Here is a 15,637-nt window from a genome sequence, read left to right as displayed (position 1 = left end):
TTTGCTTTTGGAGAGATAATGAAAGCATCATCAGACGAAGTGAAGGTATTCATCGCCGTGGTGGAAAGTGGCAGCTTTAGCCGGGCTGCGGAGCAGTTGAATATGGCCAACTCTGCCGTCAGTCGCACAGTAAAAAAGCTTGAAACCAAACTGGGAGTGGCATTATTGACTCGTACTACGCGCCAGTTGGCACTCACTCATGAAGGTGAACATTATTTCCGTCGCGTACAGAAATTGATGCAGGAAATGTCGACAGCCGAAAACGAGCTGATTGAACGCCAGCAAGCGCCGCAGGGTTTACTGCGTATTGATGCAGCAACACCGGTGATTTTGCATCTGCTGCTGCCAATGATTAAGCCTTTTCGCGAACGTTACCCAGATGTCACGCTCTCGCTCATCTCCTCAGAAAGCTTTATTAATCTTATTGAGAGAAAAGTCGACGTTGCCATTCGGGCAGGAACGCTGACGGATTCCACCCTGCGCGCTCGTCTGCTGTTTATCAGCTACCGTAAATTGGTCGCCACCCCTGCTTATCTGGCGAAGTTTGGTGTTCCTGCGTCGGTGGCTGATCTGGCTAATCATGAATGTCTGGGCTTCGCTGAAACCTTACGCCTTAATCGCTGGCCGGTAGCGCAGGAAAATGGCGAACTTTATGATATCCAGCCGGGTATGTCGTCAAACAGTGGAGAGACGCTGAAACAGCTTTGCCTGAATGACAATGGTATTGCCTGCTTATCGGACTATATGGTCGATAAAGAAATTGCTGAGGGGACCCTGGTGGAATTGCTGGCGCAGCAGCGCCTGCCAGTAGAAATGCCCTTTAATGCGGTTTACTACAGTGACCTTGGCGTGAGCCAGCGTGTGCGGGCGTTTATTGATTTTCTTAGCGAATGGGTGCAGAAACAGCCCTGGCGTAGCCAGGACTGATCATTTCACGCTTAATCCCAGGACGGTGCCAGACCTTCCGGGCTGACCAGACGTTGTGCTCGATCCAGAGCATGGATCTTATCCATATCTTCGCGATCCAGGGTCAGATCCTGCGCATGCAGATTGCCCGCCAGGTTCTCACGTTTGGTCGATGATGGGATCACCGCATATCCCAGCTGCATTGCCCACGCCAGCACAACCTGCGCAGGAGTGGCCTGATGTTTTTGCGCAATCGCCTTAATTGCTTCGTCTTTCAACGCTTCACCATAAGCCAGCGTCATATAGGAGGTAATGTGAATGCCCTGCTCCCGAGCGAACTCCACTACCTGCCCATTTTGCAAATAGGGATGCAGCTCGATCTGATTCGTGGCGATATTTTCCACACCTACGGCTTCGATTGCCTCTTTCATCAGCGCGATGGGGAAATTTGAAATACCGATCTGGCGCGTCAAACCCGCTTCTTTGGCAGCCATTAATGCCTGCATACTTTCTTTCACTGACACGGCGGCTCCTGGGGATGGCCAGTGGATCAGGGTGAGATCGACGTAGTCGGTGCGCAATTTCAACAGACTATCTTTGAGGCTGGGAATCAGTTTATCGGCAGAGAGGTTTTCTACCCAGATCTTAGTCGTCACGAACAGCTCACCACGCTCGACGCCACTTTCGGCAATTGCCTGGCCTACTGCGGCTTCGTTTTCATAGATCTGAGCGGTATCGATAGTACGATAACCCAGCTCAAGTGCGGTTTTAACTGAATGAATAACAACGTCGTCTTGCAGACGGAAAGTACCTAAACCAAAAGCAGGGATTGTCATGATTTCCTCATCGGTGAATGGAATATATTTCGATGAGGGATATTGTGACAGCATCATTGCTGCTGAAAAATCCGCTTATAAGCAGAGGAATTTTGCGTTTCAGTCAACAATCAATGTTGATATGCCAGAAATGAAAAAGCCCTGACTTTTCAGTCAGGGCTAATCAAGAGAGTGGCGGTGCGGACGGGACTCGAACCCGCGACCCCCGGCGTGACAGGCCGGTATTCTAACCGACTGAACTACCGCACCACCGAATACTGCATTACCAGCGGGGTCTCGCTGATAACCGGTGTTACCTTTTCAGGTAAATACCTTAAATTGATGCCTGGCAGTTCCCTACTCTCGCATGGGGAGACCCCACACTACCATCGGCGCTACGGCGTTTCACTTCTGAGTTCGGCATGGGGTCAGGTGGGACCACCGCGCTACAGCCGCCAGGCAAATTCTTTGTGCCAGAAACGAATATTTTTCACTGATGCTGCGTTGGCCGCTCTTGTAAACTCAGTCACATACTTATGTATGCTCCTTCATTTACTGCGCTTGCCGCCTTGCCTCAGCGTCTAGCTAGCTAGGCTACCGTTCGACTTGCATGTGTTAGGCCTGCCGCCAGCGTTCAATCTGAGCCATGATCAAACTCTTCAATTTAAGTTTGATGCTCAAAGAATTAAACTTCGTAATGAATTACGTGTTCACTCTTGAGACTTGATATTTTTTAAGTCCGCAGACTTTTGATATCAATCCTGCGAGTGCCCACACAGATTGTCTGATAAATTGTTAAAGAGCAGTGCGAGCAGCGGGTTAGCCGTCTGTCGCGAGGTGGCGTATATTACGCTTTCCTCCTTCAGAGTCAATCACTTTTTTCAGCGATTTTCTCCGGCGGGATGAATCACTTCGTCCCTCACTGACCCTCTGCGTTGCCGCTTTGCCGTGTCAGTGGAGGCGCATTATAGGGAGACTCTGACGAAGCGCAAGCGCAAATTTCAACTTTTTTACTGTTCGGCTGAAATTTGTGCAAAAGGCCCGTTTTTAGCCCTTTTTAATGCGAGCTGGCAGGTCCGCCAAGCTATCAATTACCCAATCCGCCGCCGCTTCGCCTTCCGCCGTCACCGGTTTGCCTGTGCGTACCAACACTTTAGTGCCCACACCTGCCGCCTGCGCAGCCTGCATATCTTCCAGTTTATCGCCAACCATATAAGAAGCGGCCATATCAATATGCAAATGTTCCTGCGCCGAAAGCAGCATGCCAGGTTGTGGTTTACGGCAATCACATTGCTGACGATAAGCTTCTACTGTTGCATCCGGCAGATGCGGACAAAAATAGATACCGTCGAGATCAACATCACGGTCAGCCAGCGACCAGTCCATCCACTCGGTCAGCTGCATAAACTGGTCTTCCGTAAACATGCCGCGCGCAATGCCCGACTGATTGGTCACTAGTACCAGTGCAAAGCCCATTTTTTTCAGCGCCTGCAGCGCCTCGATGGTGCCTTCAATAAACTGAAAATTATCGATCTCATGAACATAGCCGTGATCGACATTCAATGTGCCATCACGATCAAGAAAAATAGCCGGGACTTTGTTCGCCACGTAGAAACTCCTGCTGCAAAAATTGCCGCTCAGTATGGCATGATTGCGCATAATGAGAGAATGGCAGATTGAATGACTTTCATTGATTTAGCCGTCTGGATGCCTTAACATCCATCCAGATTTCATATGGTTCAGACCGATGAAAACCGAAACACCACGGATAACGCAACACGATAATAATTAACCTAATGATTAAACTAGAAAATATTAGCAAAGTGTTCCAGCAAGGTTCACGCACTATTCAGGCGTTGTCAAACGTCAGCCTGCATGTGCCTGCCGGACAGATTTATGGCGTCATCGGTTCATCCGGTGCCGGTAAAAGTACACTCATTCGCTGCGTCAATCTGCTGGAGCGCCCCACTTCAGGCCGTGTGGTCGTCGGTGGTCAGGATCTGACCTCGCTCTCAGGTGGTCAACTGACGCTGGCTCGCCGCCAGATTGGCATGATCTTCCAGCATTTTAATCTGATGAACTCGCGCACCGTCTCCGGCAATGTCGCTTTGCCGCTGGAGCTGGGTAATCTTTCCCGTGAACAGATTAAGAAACGCGTCAGCGAATTGCTGGAACTGGTGGGACTGGCGGATAAGCATGACGCCTGGCCAGCCAATCTGTCCGGCGGCCAGAAGCAACGTGTGGCGATTGCCCGCGCACTGGCAAGCAATCCCAAGGTACTGCTGTGCGACGAAGCCACCAGCGCACTGGATCCCGCGACGACACGTTCCATCCTGGAACTGTTGAAGGATATTAACCGTCGTCTCGGTCTGACCATTCTCTTGATCACTCATGAGATGGATGTTGTGAAACGCATCTGTGATCAGGTTGCCGTCATCAGCAATGGTGAATTGATCGAGAAAGACAGCGTAAGTGAAGTGTTCTCTCATCCGAAAACACCGCTGGCACAGCAATTTATTCAGTCAACGCTGCATCTCGATATTCCTGACGACTACCAGCAACGTATGTCCGCACAGCCTGTAGCGGGAAGCGTACCTTTATTACGTCTGGAATTTACCGGCAAGTCGGTCGATGCCCCACTGCTGTCGGAAGCGGCACGCCGCTTCAACGTTAACAACAATATTATTAGTGCGCAGATGGATTACGCCGGTGGCGTGAAGTTCGGCATTATGCTGGCCGAAATGGACGGTAGTGAAGAAGATACCAAAGCCGCGATTATCTGGCTGAAAGAGAACCACGTGAAAGTAGAGGTACTGGGTTATGTCTGAAGCGATGATGTGGCTACTGGGACGTGGCATTTGGGAAACGCTGATGATGACCTTCGTCTCCGGCTTTTTTGGTTTTGTGCTCGGTCTGCCGGTTGGTGTTCTGCTGTACGTCACGCGTCCGGGGCAGATTCTGGCGAACGGAGCGCTGTATCGCGTACTTTCTGCGCTGGTGAATATCTTCCGTTCGATTCCGTTCATTATTCTGCTGGTATGGATGATTCCGTTTACCCGCGCGATTGTCGGCACCTCAATTGGTCTGCAGGCGGCTATCGTTCCGCTTACCGTCGGTGCGGCTCCGTTTATCGCCCGCATGGTCGAAAACGCCCTGCTGGAGCTGCCTACGGGTTTAATCGAAGCATCACGCGCGATGGGTGCCACACCCTTGCAGATCGTCCGTAAAGTCCTGTTGCCAGAAGCCCTGCCGGGACTGGTGAATGCCGCTACAATTACCCTGATTACGCTGGTCGGTTACTCCGCTATGGGTGGAGCCGTGGGGGCTGGCGGCCTGGGCCAGATTGGCTATCAGTATGGTTACATCGGCTATAACGCTACCGTGATGAATACCGTGCTGGTACTGCTGGTTGTGCTGGTTTATTTAATCCAATTCTGTGGCGACCGCATCGTACGTGCCGTGTCCCATAAGTAAGCAAGCAATATCAATATTCTCTATTAAGGAAAGGATATGTCTTTTACATTTAAAAAGATTGCCGCTGTGGGCGCTCTGATTGGCGTGATTGCGCTGGCAGGATGCGATCAGAAAGCAAAAGATCCAAACCACATTAAAGTGGGTGTGATCGTCGGTGCTGAGCAGCAGGTTGCTGAGACAGCCCAGAAAGTCGCCAAAGAGAAATATGGTCTTGATGTTGAGCTGGTCACTTTCAACGATTACGTTCTGCCGAACGAAGCGTTGAGCAAAGGTGATATTGACGTTAACGCCTTCCAGCACAAACCGTATCTGGATCAGCAGATCAAAGATCGCGGTTATAAACTGGTACCGGTTGGCAACACCTTCGTTTACCCGATTGCCGGTTACTCCAAAAAGATCAAATCGCTGGATGAACTGCAGAACGGTGCACAGATTGCCATTCCGAATGACCCGACTAACCTCGGCCGTTCACTGCTGCTGCTGCAGAAAGTGGGCCTGATCAAACTGAAAGACGGTGTTGGTCTGCTGCCAACCTCGCTGGATATCACCGAAAACCCGAAAAACCTGAAGATTGTTGAGCTGGAAGCGCCGCAGTTACCTCGTTCACTGGACGATCAGCAGATTGCGCTGGCGGTGATCAACACCACCTACGCCAGCCAGATTGGCCTGACTCCGGCTAAAGACGGCATCTTCGTTGAAGATAAAGATTCACCGTACGTGAACCTGATCGTTAGCCGTGAAGATAATAAAGACGCTGAAAACGTGAAAAAATTTGTCGAGGCTTACCAGTCTGACGAAGTTGCTGAAGCAGCGAACAAAATCTTCAATGGCGGTGCTGTGAAGGGTTGGTAATCCCTCCCCCTTCATGCCTTGCAGGGCGGCTTCGGCCGCCCTTTCTTTTGCCGGTTGTGGCACCTGACTTGTTATTTACCGTTGTCCTTGTTTCAATAACGCCACTTTTAAAAACATGAGGATGTTGCCATGCGTTTTTTACCGCTCTGCTTGTTAGCATTGATGCTAACCGGGTGTGTGCGTGAATATCACCCGATAAGCAGTGCTTCATCGCGCCCGCAGCAGCAATCCAGCGAGCCGGAACGCAAACCTGCTCCGCGCCCGGCCCCGGTGAAGATCTACACTGATGCGACCGACCTGGTCAGCAAACCGTTCCGCGATTTGGGCGAAGTCTCCGACGATGATTGCCAGAGCAGCAACCAGGATTCACCACCAAATATCAATACCGCCCGTAAACGCCTGCAACAGCGAGCCGCAGGAATGAAAGCGAACGCCGTGCTGCTGCACAAATGCGAAATCGTCTCCACCACCCCAGGTTGCTATCGTCAGGCCATCTGTCAGGGTTCTGCACTGAAAGTCGCTAATCAATGAGTGAGTTTGCCTTTGCGCAAATCGGTGTGATCCGCTCACCGTGGAAAGAGAAATTTGCCGTCCCGCGCCAGCCCGGTCTGGTGCAGGATGGCGGTGGTGAGCTACATCTGCTGCCGCCTTATAATCAGCCTGAAGCGGTACGTGGCCTGGAAGCATTCAGCCATTTATGGGTGCTGTTTATCTTTCATCAGACGATGGAAGGCGGCTGGCGTCCCACCGTGCGTCCGCCACGCCTGGGCGGTAATACGCGCATGGGAGTATTTGCCACACGTTCAACCTTTCGTCCGAACCCTATCGGCATGTCGCTGGTTGAACTCAAAGGTATTCGCTGTGAGAAGCAGCAGGTCATTTTACAACTTGGCAGCCTCGATTTAGTGGATGGTACGCCGGTTGTCGATATCAAACCCTATTTGCCGTTTGCCGAGGCATTGCCTGATGCACGCGCTGGATTCGCGCAGGCCGCGCCTGAAGCCTCAATGCCGGTGCGCTTCTCTCCTCTGGCCCTGGCGCAACTTCAGCAGCACCAGCAGCAACATCCTCATTTGACGCGTTTTATCAGCGATGTGCTGGCGCAGGATCCCCGTCCGGCGTATCGCAAAGGAGAGGAAGCCGGCCGTGAATATGCCGCATGGCTGCTCGATTTTAATGTGCGCTGGCGGATTGATGAGGCAGGTACAGAGGTGGTCGCGATCGATCCGCGCTAAAACCCGCTTTTGAGTGGCTGATCTCGCTGGTACACTAGCCGCCAGCAAAATTTTTTGTCAGTGACCTTCCGTATAACTGGAATCGTAATCAATGCGTACTACTCAATATTTGCTCTCCACTCTGAAGGAGACGCCCTCCGATGCGGAAGTGATCAGCCACCAGCTGATGCTGCGCGCCGGGATGATCCGCAAACTGGCTTCAGGACTCTACACCTGGTTACCGACCGGCATCCGCGTACTGAGAAAAGTTGAAAACATCGTGCGTGAAGAGATGAACAACGCTGGCGCGATTGAGATCTCCATGCCAGTGGTTCAGCCAGCCGATCTGTGGGAAGAGAGTGGCCGTTGGGAGCAATATGGCCCCGAACTGCTGCGTATTAAAGACCGTCACGATCGTCCGTTCGTGCTGGGTCCGACGCATGAAGAAGTCGTTACTGACCTGATTCGCAACGAGTTAAGCTCCTACAAACAGCTGCCACTCAACCTGTATCAGATCCAGACCAAATTCCGTGACGAAGTCCGTCCGCGCTTCGGTGTGATGCGTTCGCGCGAGTTCATCATGAAAGATGCTTACTCGTTCCACGTTTCTCAGGAATCGTTGCAGGAAACCTATGACGCAATGTATCGCGCCTACAGCCAGAGCTTCAGCCGTATGGGGCTGGATTTCCGTGCTGTGCAGGCCGATACCGGTTCGATTGGCGGTAGCGCTTCGCATGAGTTCCAGGTACTGGCGCAGAGCGGTGAAGATGATGTGATCTTCTCCAGCGAATCTGATTACGCGGCCAACATTGAGAAAGCTGAAGCGCTGGCACCAGCCGGTGAACGTCCGCAGCCGACGCAGGAGATGGTGCAGTTCGACACGCCGAACGCCAAGACCATCGCCGAACTGGTTGAGCAACATCAGTTGCCGATTGAGAAAACCGTTAAAACGCTGTTCGTGAAAGGCACCGCAGAGAGCGGCCATGCGCTGGTTGCCCTGTTGCTGCGTGGCGACCATCAGTTGAACGAAGTGAAAGCCGAGAAGCTGGATATCGTTGCTGCTCCGCTGGAAATGGCAACTGAAGCCGAAATCCGTGCGGTGCTGGGCGCAGGCCCAGGCTCCCTCGGCCCGGTAGGTTTGACCATGCCGGTCATCGCGGATCGCACCGTAGCGAAAACCAGCGATTTCTGCGCAGGTGCCAACATCGATGGTAAACACCTCGCCGGTATTAACTGGGGACGTGATCTGCCAGAACCGCGCGTGGAAGATATCCGTAACGTCGTTGCTGGCGACCCGAGCCCGGACGGTAAAGGTACACTGCTGATTAAGCGTGGTATCGAAGTCGGCCACATTTTCCAGCTGGGCACCAAATACTCAGACGCACTGAAAGCCGCAGTCCAGGGCGAAGATGGCCGTAATCAGGTCATGACCATGGGTTGCTACGGTATCGGTATTACCCGCGTTGTTGCAGCCGCCATTGAGCAGAATCATGATGATCGTGGCATCATCTGGCCAGCCGCGCTGGCACCGTTTGAAGTCGCGATTCTGCCGATGAATATGCACAAATCTTTCCGTGTGAAAGAAGTGGCGGAAGAGCTGTACAACACGCTGCGTGCTAAAGGCATCGACGTGATTCTGGATGATCGTAAAGAGCGTCCGGGCGTGATGTTTGCCGATATGGAACTGATTGGTGTGCCACACACCATCGTCATTGGCGACCGCAACCTCGATAACGCAGAGATCGAGTACAAAGCGCGCTCAGCCAGTGAGAAAGAGATGATTAAGCACAGCGAAATCGTCGATTTCCTGGCAAAAGCCCTGAACAAGTAATGCCTGCAGGCGCCTCCCTCCGGAGGCGCTTTTTTTTAACGTACTTTTCCCCGCAACGACTTCGTACTACTCCGCCGCGCTTTGCCTTCCAGCCGTCGTTCTTTCGATGCGCGCGTTGGACGAGTGGCACGCCGTACCTTCTCCACGGTAGTCAGTTCCCGAATCAGGTTAATTAATCGCTGCACTGCCGCCTCACGATTCATCTCCTGGCTGCGGTACTCCTGCGCTTTGATGATCACCACCCCTTCATCGGTGATCAGATGGTGGCGGGCTGCCAGTAAACGTTCTTTGTAGAACGGTGGCAGAGACGACGCAGCGATATCAAAGCGCAGATGAATGGCGGTAGAGGTTTTATTTACATGCTGCCCGCCCGCCCCCTGCGCCCGTATGGCACTCAGCTCCACCTCATTTTCCGGCAGTGAAACTGAACGTGACAACACAATCATCTGTCACCTGCCGTCGGCTGCGGGCCGATACCGCAAAATAACCTGTTCATCAACTTAACCTTTTGTGCTCTTTGCTCATGCTCAGGACCAGCGGATTTTGTCACTTTCATGGTTTTCTCTGTGTGCTTCACGCTGTTGCCTGGCTGATTTCAATGAAATGCCTGTGATATAGTCACCTATCAACCAGAGTATTGATACTCTGCTGAGGAGGTGAATGTGCAAAAGTATTGTGAGTTAGTTCGCCAGAAATATGCCGAGATTGGCAGCGGCGACCTGGGGTATGTGCCAGACGCCATTGGATGTGCGCTGAATGCACTCAATGATATTGCCGCTAATTCTGCGCTAAACTCTTCTGTCAGGGAACAGGCAGCCTATGCCGCTGCGAACTTATTGGTGAGCGACTATGTTGACGAATGAAGCCTACAAACCCATCAACTGCGATGACTACGACAACCTGGAACTCGCCTGCCAAAAACATTGGACGCTGTCGCTGGAATTGAAAAGCGGCGAACAGCTCAAGGCGAAAGCCGTGGACATGGTCTCACGTAAAAACGTTGAGTATCTTGCTGTCGACCTCTCCGGTGAAACACGCGAGCTGCGGCTCGATCACATCGCCAGCTTCAGTCATCCTGAGCTGGGCACCGTCATCGTCAGCGAAGACGAGTAATCTGCCAACGGGCGGGAAGTTTCACATCCCGCCCCCCTCATTTACGGCTGTAGCGAACTGTAATACGCCGCCAAATCCGCCATATCCTCATCGCTTAACCCAGCCACAAACGCCTTCATGACTTCAGCCTGGCCGCCACTGCGCTCGCCCTTTTTGTATGCCTGCAGGGAATGCAGCAGATAAGGCGCATGCTGCCCAGCCAGATTAGGATACAAAGGTACTGCGCTTTTTCCCTCAGCACCGTGGCATGCCATACAGCTGGCGGCTTTCTGCGCACCTACCTTGATATCACCGTCGGCCAGCGCCGGCAGTGTCACGACTAAAAACGCCGCCGCGATCCAGTGTTTCATCATTGCTCTCCGTTTTATTGTTGTTTTAACCAAATCGCCTGCCAGCCTTGCTCATTGCTGGCCGCGCCTTCACGGGTGATAAACAATCCCGGCGCGCAAATTAACGTCTGGTTGTAGTAAATCAGTGGGATGCGTTCGCGCTGCCACGGTGGAATACCGGCTTCCTGCCATAGTTTTTTCATCTCGCGCCCGCCCGTCCGGCCCTGCAGGTGGAAATAGCCCTGCGCCTGAAAACGCACGCTTACTTGCTCATCTGCGGCGGGAAAACGTAACTGTGAGACTTCAGGGCGCGCCACCAATTCACCCAGTTGATCAGGTAATTGCAGCGACTGTGAACGGTCATCCCAGGTAAGTAAGTGCTGACTGAGGGAGGTCTGCGGTGGCAGCCAGTAAAGGTGCTGGCGATAACGGCGTAGCTCGAAAGCGCCAAAATTCAGACAGGGTTGTGCATCTTCCCGGCTCTGCATCACTTCACGGGTGATACGCAACAAGGCATCACGCGAGGGCATCCCCCCTCCCTGCCCGGCAATCCAGCGACGCAGCAGCGCATGACGACGTGCTTCGCTCATGCCCAACAGAGACATGAAGGTCAGCCGCCCCTGCGCATCGGTGAGTTGCGCCAGCTGCTCCGCCAGCAGTTCATCCAGCAGTTGCTCCTGCTCACCGCACAGCGCGGCACTGCGTGCAGCGGCGGCGCTAAAATGCGGCCAGCGCGCCTGCAACTCAGGGATCACCCGCTGACGCAGGAAGTTGCGATCGTAGCGGCAATCAGCGTTGCTCTCGTCTTCAATCCAGCTCAGTTGATGTTCTGCCGCCCAGGCTTCTAGCTGCTGACGGCTGATCCCCAGCAGCGGACGCAGATGCCGTTTTTCACCGAGGGAACGCTGCGCAGGCATCCCCGCCAGTCCTGCCGGACCACTGCCACGTTTTAGCGCCAGCAACAGGGTTTCACATTGATCATCAAGGTGCTGGGCGGTAAGTAAGCACTCACTAGGTTGCAACTGTTGAAACAATGCCTGATAACGCGCATCACGGGCTGCGGCTTCTATCCCCTGCTCACGACCATCGACCAACACAGGCAACACCGCTAAGGGAATCCCCCATTGCTGGCAAATTTGCAGGCAATGCGCCGCCCAGCTATCCGCATTGGGGCTTAAGCCATGATGAACATGTAAGGCGCGCAGGTGGACCTGCGGGTGCTGCTGTTGCCAGCAAACCAATTGGTGCAGCAGGACGGTGGAATCCAGCCCACCGCTGAACGCCAGCAAATAGCGGGCGTCGGGTGTCAGCAGTGCAGCAAGATGGGACAAAGACATGGCGCGTTCCGTGAAAGCGAGCCACCTGATTGTGGCTCACGACGGTGGCTATTTTACGCCTGATACAGCTCCAGCGGCAAACCATCCGGGTCTGAGAAGAAAGTACAGGCTTTACCGGTCAGGGCATCGATACGAATCGGTTCACAAACCACGCCTTTCTCTGCCAGCGCGGCCACCGATTGTTCGACATCCTCAACGCAAAACGCCAGATGGCGCAAACCACAGGCTTCCGGCTGGCTGACGCGTGCCGGTGGCGACGGGAAGGAGAACAATTCAATGGTGTACACCCCGTTCAGGCCGAGATCGCCCTTCCAGGAATCACGCTCCGCGCGGTAAAACTCACCCATCAATGCAAATCCCAGCACATCACAATAGAACGCCTTACTGCGCGCATAATCAGTCGCGATTATGGCGATGTGGTGGATCTGTTTAATTTGCAGCATAGCGGCTCCGGTTTTCTGATTTGCCGCCTACCTTACGCGGCAGGCGACCAGCTGAAAAGAGGCTTTTGTCCGAAGTTAATGATCGTTCTCGCCTTTTAATACCCGCACCAGATAGCGTCCATCCTCCGTCAATGTCGCGCCGTGGATATCGGTTTCAAAGCCAGGATAGTGCCGCCCGATGGTACAGAGCATCAGCAGGAAATCGAGTACCGCGCGGCTTTGTTCGGTGATCATTTCCCCCGGCATCACCAGCGGTACACCGGGTGGATACGGCAAAATCATATTGGCTGAAATACGGCCCACCAGCTCACGAATATCCACCGTCTCCACCTGTCCTTTCACCTGCTGCTGAAAGGCCTGATGGGGCGTCATCTCCATCTCCGGCAACACATCAAACGCCTTAAGCATCAGGCGAGGCAGATCATGTTGCAGGATCAACTGATGGATGCCCTGTGCCAGCGTCTGAATCCGCATGTTGCGGTAGAAATCAGGATCTTCGGCATACAGATCCGGCAGCATGTTTTTTACCCGCAGGTTGAGATCGTAGGCGCGTTTAAATTCCGTCAGACCGCGCAGTACGCTCATCGCTTTGGTTTTATCAATGCCGATACTGAACAGGAACAGCAGGTTATATGGCCCGGTTTTTTCCACTACCACGCCGCTCTGGTCGAGGAATTTTGCCACCAATGCCGCCGGAATCCCCTCCTCCGCCATCACCCCCAACTCACTCATTCCCGGTGTCAGGATGGTGACCTTGATCGGATCGAGATACATATGATCGCGATCGGCCTGGGTAAAACCGTGCCACTCTTCTTCGCCGGGCTGGATCGGCCAGCATTCTGCTTCATCAACCTTCTCTGGCTGCCAGATATCAAAGAACCAGCCATCAGACTCCTCGCGCAAGCGCTGGATTTCACGCCGGAAATGTAAGGCACGCTCCACCGAACGATTGATCAGCCGTTTACCCGGATTACCCCGCAGCATCGCCGCTGCCGTTTCGATTGAGGAAACAATGGCGTAATTCGGCGAGGTGGTGGTATGCATCATGTAGGCTTCGTTAAAGGTCTGCTCGTCGTAATCACCTTTGATGTGAATGAGCGACGCCTGCGAAAACGCTGCCAGCAATTTGTGCGTAGACTGCGTTTCATAAAAAACCTTGCCTGGCACACGATCGCCGCTCATGCCGCTTTTACCGGCGTAGATCGGGTGAAAATTGGTGTAAGGCACCCATGCCGAGTCGAAGTGGATCGATGGCACGTCCAGCGTCTGTTTGATGTATTGCGTGTTGTACAACAGGCCGTCGTAGGTTGAGTTGGTGATCACCGCATGCACCGGCCAGCTGGCGCGCGGCGTCATGTCAACTTTGTGCTGAATGCTATCGCGCGTGAACTCTCGCTGCGGGATGCCGCCGAGAATGCCGAGTGCGTTGCGCGTGGGCTTCAGCCACAGCGGGATAATATCGCTCATCATCAGCAGGTGCGTCAGTGACTTATGGCAGTTGCGGTCAATCAGCACCGTGCTACCCGCCGGGGCCGCATACATACCGACGATCTTATTTGAAGTCGAGGTACCGTTAGTCACCATGTAGCTTTGCTCGGCACCAAAGGTGCGCGCCACGTACTCTTCCGCTTCCAGATGTGGGCCGGTATGGTCGAGCAGTGAGCCCAGCTCGGTGACCGAAATGGAGATATCCGCTTTTAGCGTATTAGCCCCAAAGAAATCGTAGAACAGGCTGCCGACCGGGCTTTTTTGAAACGCCGTGCCCCCCATATGGCCCGGCGTACAGAAGGTGTATTTTCCTTCTTTGACATAGGTAAACAGCGCTTTGGTCAGTGGTGGCGTGATTTTATCAATGTATTCATCGGTGTACTGCCGAATGTGCAGCGCAATATCGTCGGCGGCACTCAGTGCATACTCAAAGAAATGCAGCGCCATGCGCATTTCGTTGATACTGACATCCATTTGCGAATGGGTGTTGATAAAGGCGTATAACGGCAGATATTCATTGAGCTGATTGATCTCGCTGCATAATTCCAGGCTGTAGTCATCCCAGTCAAAAATTACGCCGCAGATGCGTGGATTATGCTCAATCAGCTTAAGCAGGTCGCTGGCATTGGTGGGATAGACAGTCTGAAACCCCTGTAGCTTCAGCGCGGCATCCAGCTCACGAATCGGTTCATCTTTGTAGAAAACGCCATGCGGTCCCATGATCGCAAGAATATTCAATGCTCACCTCCTGTGGTGTTGTGGCACTGAATAATGATAGCGAAAAGCGACAGGCAATGGCCGTCGGAATGTTCTGCTGTTGTGCAGACATAAAAAAAGCGGACCGGAGTCCGCTTTTTTTGATCAAATCAGGATCAGGCGTAGCCGTAGCTCATCAGACGCTGATAACGACGGTTCAGCAACTCTTCCGTGCTCAGCACATCGAGGTCTGCCAGATCGGCCAGCAGCTGTTTTTTCAGCGACGCAGCGATATCGACCGGGTGACGATGCGCACCACCCAGCGGTTCCGGGATGATAGAATCGATCAGCTTCAGCTCTTTCAGACGATCGGCGGTGATACCCATCGCTTCTGCGGCCAGCGGCGCTTTATCGGCGCTTTTCCACAGGATAGAGGCACAGCCTTCCGGTGAGATCACCGAATAGGTGCTGTACTGCAGCATGTTGACTTTATCGCCCACACCAATCGCCAGCGCACCACCCGAACCGCCTTCACCGATCACGGTACAAATCACCGGGATTTTCAGTCCAGACATTTCACGCAGGTTACGCGCGATCGCTTCAGACTGACCGCGTTCTTCCGCACCCACACCCGGATAAGCACCCGGGGTGTCGATGAAGGTGATCAACGGCATCTTAAAGCGTTCCGCCATCTCCATCAGACGCAGCGCTTTACGGTAGCCCTCTGGTGCTGGCATCCCGAAGTTACGGCGAATCTTCTCTTTGGTTTCACGGCCTTTCTGATGACCAATGATCATCACCGGGCGACCATCGAGACGCGCGATACCGCCAACAATGGCTTTATCGTCAGCATAGGCGCGATCGCCTGCCAGCTCGTCAAAATCGTCAAAGGCATTGCGGACATAGTCCAGCGTATAAGGACGCAGCGGATGACGCGCCAGTTGCGCGACCTGCCATGCACCCAAATCGGAGAAGATTTTACGGGTCAGCTCGACGCTTTTTTCACGCAGACGCTGCACTTCTTCATCCAGATTAATATCGTGTTTCTCATCCTGACGGCCAATCGATTTCAGCGAATCGATTTTCGCTTCCAGTTCAGCGATTGGCTGTTCAAAATCCAGGTAATTAAGACTCATAAT

At 53.3% G+C, this 15,637-nt stretch carries 17 protein-coding genes, 1 tRNA gene and 1 rRNA gene; 9 read left to right on the top strand and 10 right to left on the bottom strand.

Translation table 11 applies throughout. The features are described 5' to 3' along the window. The first annotated feature begins 18 nt into the window (after window positions 1-18). Entirely contained in the window at window positions 19-927 is a 909-nt protein-coding gene (gene yafC, locus HA50_RS04065) for a DNA-binding transcriptional regulator YafC (protein ID WP_084872896.1), read from the top strand. An 11-nt stretch (window positions 928-938) separates the two neighbouring features. Here the strand turns inward: yafC and dkgB are convergent, their stop codons facing one another. From dkgB to gmhB, 4 genes are all read right to left on the bottom strand, one after another. Beyond that, a complete protein-coding gene (dkgB, locus tag HA50_RS04060) occupies window positions 939-1,742 on the bottom strand; it encodes a 2,5-didehydrogluconate reductase DkgB (RefSeq protein ID WP_084878326.1) in 804 nt (267 codons plus the stop codon). A gap of 172 nt (window positions 1,743-1,914) precedes the next feature. Further along, window positions 1,915-1,991: transfer RNA gene (locus HA50_RS04055), tRNA-Asp, on the bottom strand. Between the two features lie 74 nt (window positions 1,992-2,065). Then, window positions 2,066-2,181: ribosomal RNA gene (gene rrf / locus HA50_RS04050) — 5S ribosomal RNA — on the bottom strand. 587 nt (window positions 2,182-2,768) lie between these two features. Further along, window positions 2,769-3,329, bottom strand: coding sequence for a D-glycero-beta-D-manno-heptose 1,7-bisphosphate 7-phosphatase (gene gmhB / locus HA50_RS04045; protein WP_084872894.1), 561 nt, complete (start codon window positions 3,327-3,329; stop codon window positions 2,769-2,771). A 188-nt stretch (window positions 3,330-3,517) separates the two neighbouring features. Here gmhB and metN point away from each other — a divergent pair, with 188 nt between their 5' ends. The 6 genes from metN to proS all read left to right on the top strand — a co-directional run bounded on the left by metN (window position 3,518) and on the right by proS (window position 9,092). Continuing rightward, window positions 3,518-4,549: a methionine ABC transporter ATP-binding protein MetN gene (gene metN, locus HA50_RS04040; protein WP_084872892.1), complete on the top strand. Its 1,032-nt coding sequence runs from the start codon at window positions 3,518-3,520 to the stop codon at window positions 4,547-4,549. Beyond that, complete coding sequence (locus HA50_RS04035) at window positions 4,542-5,195, top strand: methionine ABC transporter permease MetI (protein WP_013507970.1); 654 nt, start codon at window positions 4,542-4,544, stop codon at window positions 5,193-5,195. The genes metN and HA50_RS04035 overlap by 8 nt, the downstream gene beginning before the upstream one ends. 36 nt (window positions 5,196-5,231) lie before the next feature. Next, window positions 5,232-6,047: a MetQ/NlpA family lipoprotein gene (locus HA50_RS04030; RefSeq protein ID WP_084872890.1), complete on the top strand. Its 816-nt coding sequence runs from the start codon at window positions 5,232-5,234 to the stop codon at window positions 6,045-6,047. Window positions 6,048-6,176: 129 nt separating this feature from the next. Beyond that, the gene (gene rcsF, locus HA50_RS04025) at window positions 6,177-6,578 is read left to right on the top strand and encodes an Rcs stress response system protein RcsF (RefSeq protein WP_084872887.1); all 402 of its coding nucleotides are present in this window, start codon (window positions 6,177-6,179) and stop codon (window positions 6,576-6,578) included. Next, window positions 6,575-7,282, top strand: coding sequence for a tRNA (N6-threonylcarbamoyladenosine(37)-N6)-methyltransferase TrmO (gene tsaA, locus HA50_RS04020; protein WP_084872885.1), 708 nt, complete (start codon window positions 6,575-6,577; stop codon window positions 7,280-7,282). The genes rcsF and tsaA overlap by 4 nt, the downstream gene beginning before the upstream one ends. A gap of 91 nt (window positions 7,283-7,373) precedes the next feature. Then, window positions 7,374-9,092 (top strand): proline--tRNA ligase, encoded by a 1,719-nt coding sequence (proS, locus tag HA50_RS04015; protein ID WP_084872884.1) that lies wholly within the window; start codon window positions 7,374-7,376, stop codon window positions 9,090-9,092. A 35-nt stretch (window positions 9,093-9,127) separates the two neighbouring features. On the opposite strand, the gene arfB is transcribed toward proS, so the two are convergent. After that, complete coding sequence (gene arfB / locus HA50_RS04010) at window positions 9,128-9,538, bottom strand: alternative ribosome rescue aminoacyl-tRNA hydrolase ArfB (protein WP_084872881.1); 411 nt, start codon at window positions 9,536-9,538, stop codon at window positions 9,128-9,130. Between the two features lie 216 nt (window positions 9,539-9,754). Between arfB and HA50_RS04005 the strand changes: the two genes are divergently transcribed. Then, window positions 9,755-9,955, top strand: coding sequence for a YaeP family protein (locus tag HA50_RS04005; RefSeq protein WP_013507964.1), 201 nt, complete (start codon window positions 9,755-9,757; stop codon window positions 9,953-9,955). Then, complete coding sequence (gene rof, locus HA50_RS04000; RefSeq protein ID WP_084872879.1) at window positions 9,942-10,205, top strand: Rho-binding antiterminator; 264 nt, start codon at window positions 9,942-9,944, stop codon at window positions 10,203-10,205. The genes HA50_RS04005 and rof overlap by 14 nt, the downstream gene beginning before the upstream one ends. Window positions 10,206-10,246: 41 nt before the next feature. Here the strand turns inward: rof and HA50_RS03995 are convergent, their stop codons facing one another. The 5 genes from HA50_RS03995 to accA all read right to left on the bottom strand — a co-directional run bounded on the left by HA50_RS03995 (window position 10,247) and on the right by accA (window position 15,634). Beyond that, entirely contained in the window at window positions 10,247-10,555 is a 309-nt protein-coding gene (locus HA50_RS03995; RefSeq protein WP_084872877.1) for a c-type cytochrome, read from the bottom strand. 14 nt (window positions 10,556-10,569) lie between these two features. Then, window positions 10,570-11,871 carry a tRNA lysidine(34) synthetase TilS gene (gene tilS, locus HA50_RS03990; protein WP_084872876.1) on the bottom strand — a complete coding sequence of 434 codons (1,302 nt, stop codon included), beginning with the start codon at window positions 11,869-11,871 and terminating at the stop codon, window positions 10,570-10,572. A 53-nt stretch (window positions 11,872-11,924) separates the two neighbouring features. Beyond that, the gene (locus tag HA50_RS03985; protein ID WP_084872874.1) at window positions 11,925-12,314 is read right to left on the bottom strand and encodes a VOC family protein; all 390 of its coding nucleotides are present in this window, start codon (window positions 12,312-12,314) and stop codon (window positions 11,925-11,927) included. 75 nt (window positions 12,315-12,389) lie between these two features. Continuing rightward, window positions 12,390-14,540, bottom strand: coding sequence for a lysine decarboxylase LdcC (locus HA50_RS03980; RefSeq protein ID WP_084872872.1), 2,151 nt, complete (start codon window positions 14,538-14,540; stop codon window positions 12,390-12,392). Window positions 14,541-14,674: 134 nt separating this feature from the next. Then, the gene (accA, locus tag HA50_RS03975; RefSeq protein ID WP_084872869.1) at window positions 14,675-15,634 is read right to left on the bottom strand and encodes an acetyl-CoA carboxylase carboxyl transferase subunit alpha; all 960 of its coding nucleotides are present in this window, start codon (window positions 15,632-15,634) and stop codon (window positions 14,675-14,677) included. Window positions 15,635-15,637: the final 3 nt, after the last annotated feature.

This window comes from Pantoea cypripedii, assembly GCF_002095535.1.
Classification (GTDB): Bacteria; Pseudomonadota; Gammaproteobacteria; order Enterobacterales; family Enterobacteriaceae; genus Pantoea; species Pantoea cypripedii.
Note: the sequence above shows the minus strand (reverse complement) of the source record. Positions and strands in the feature narration are given on the sequence as shown.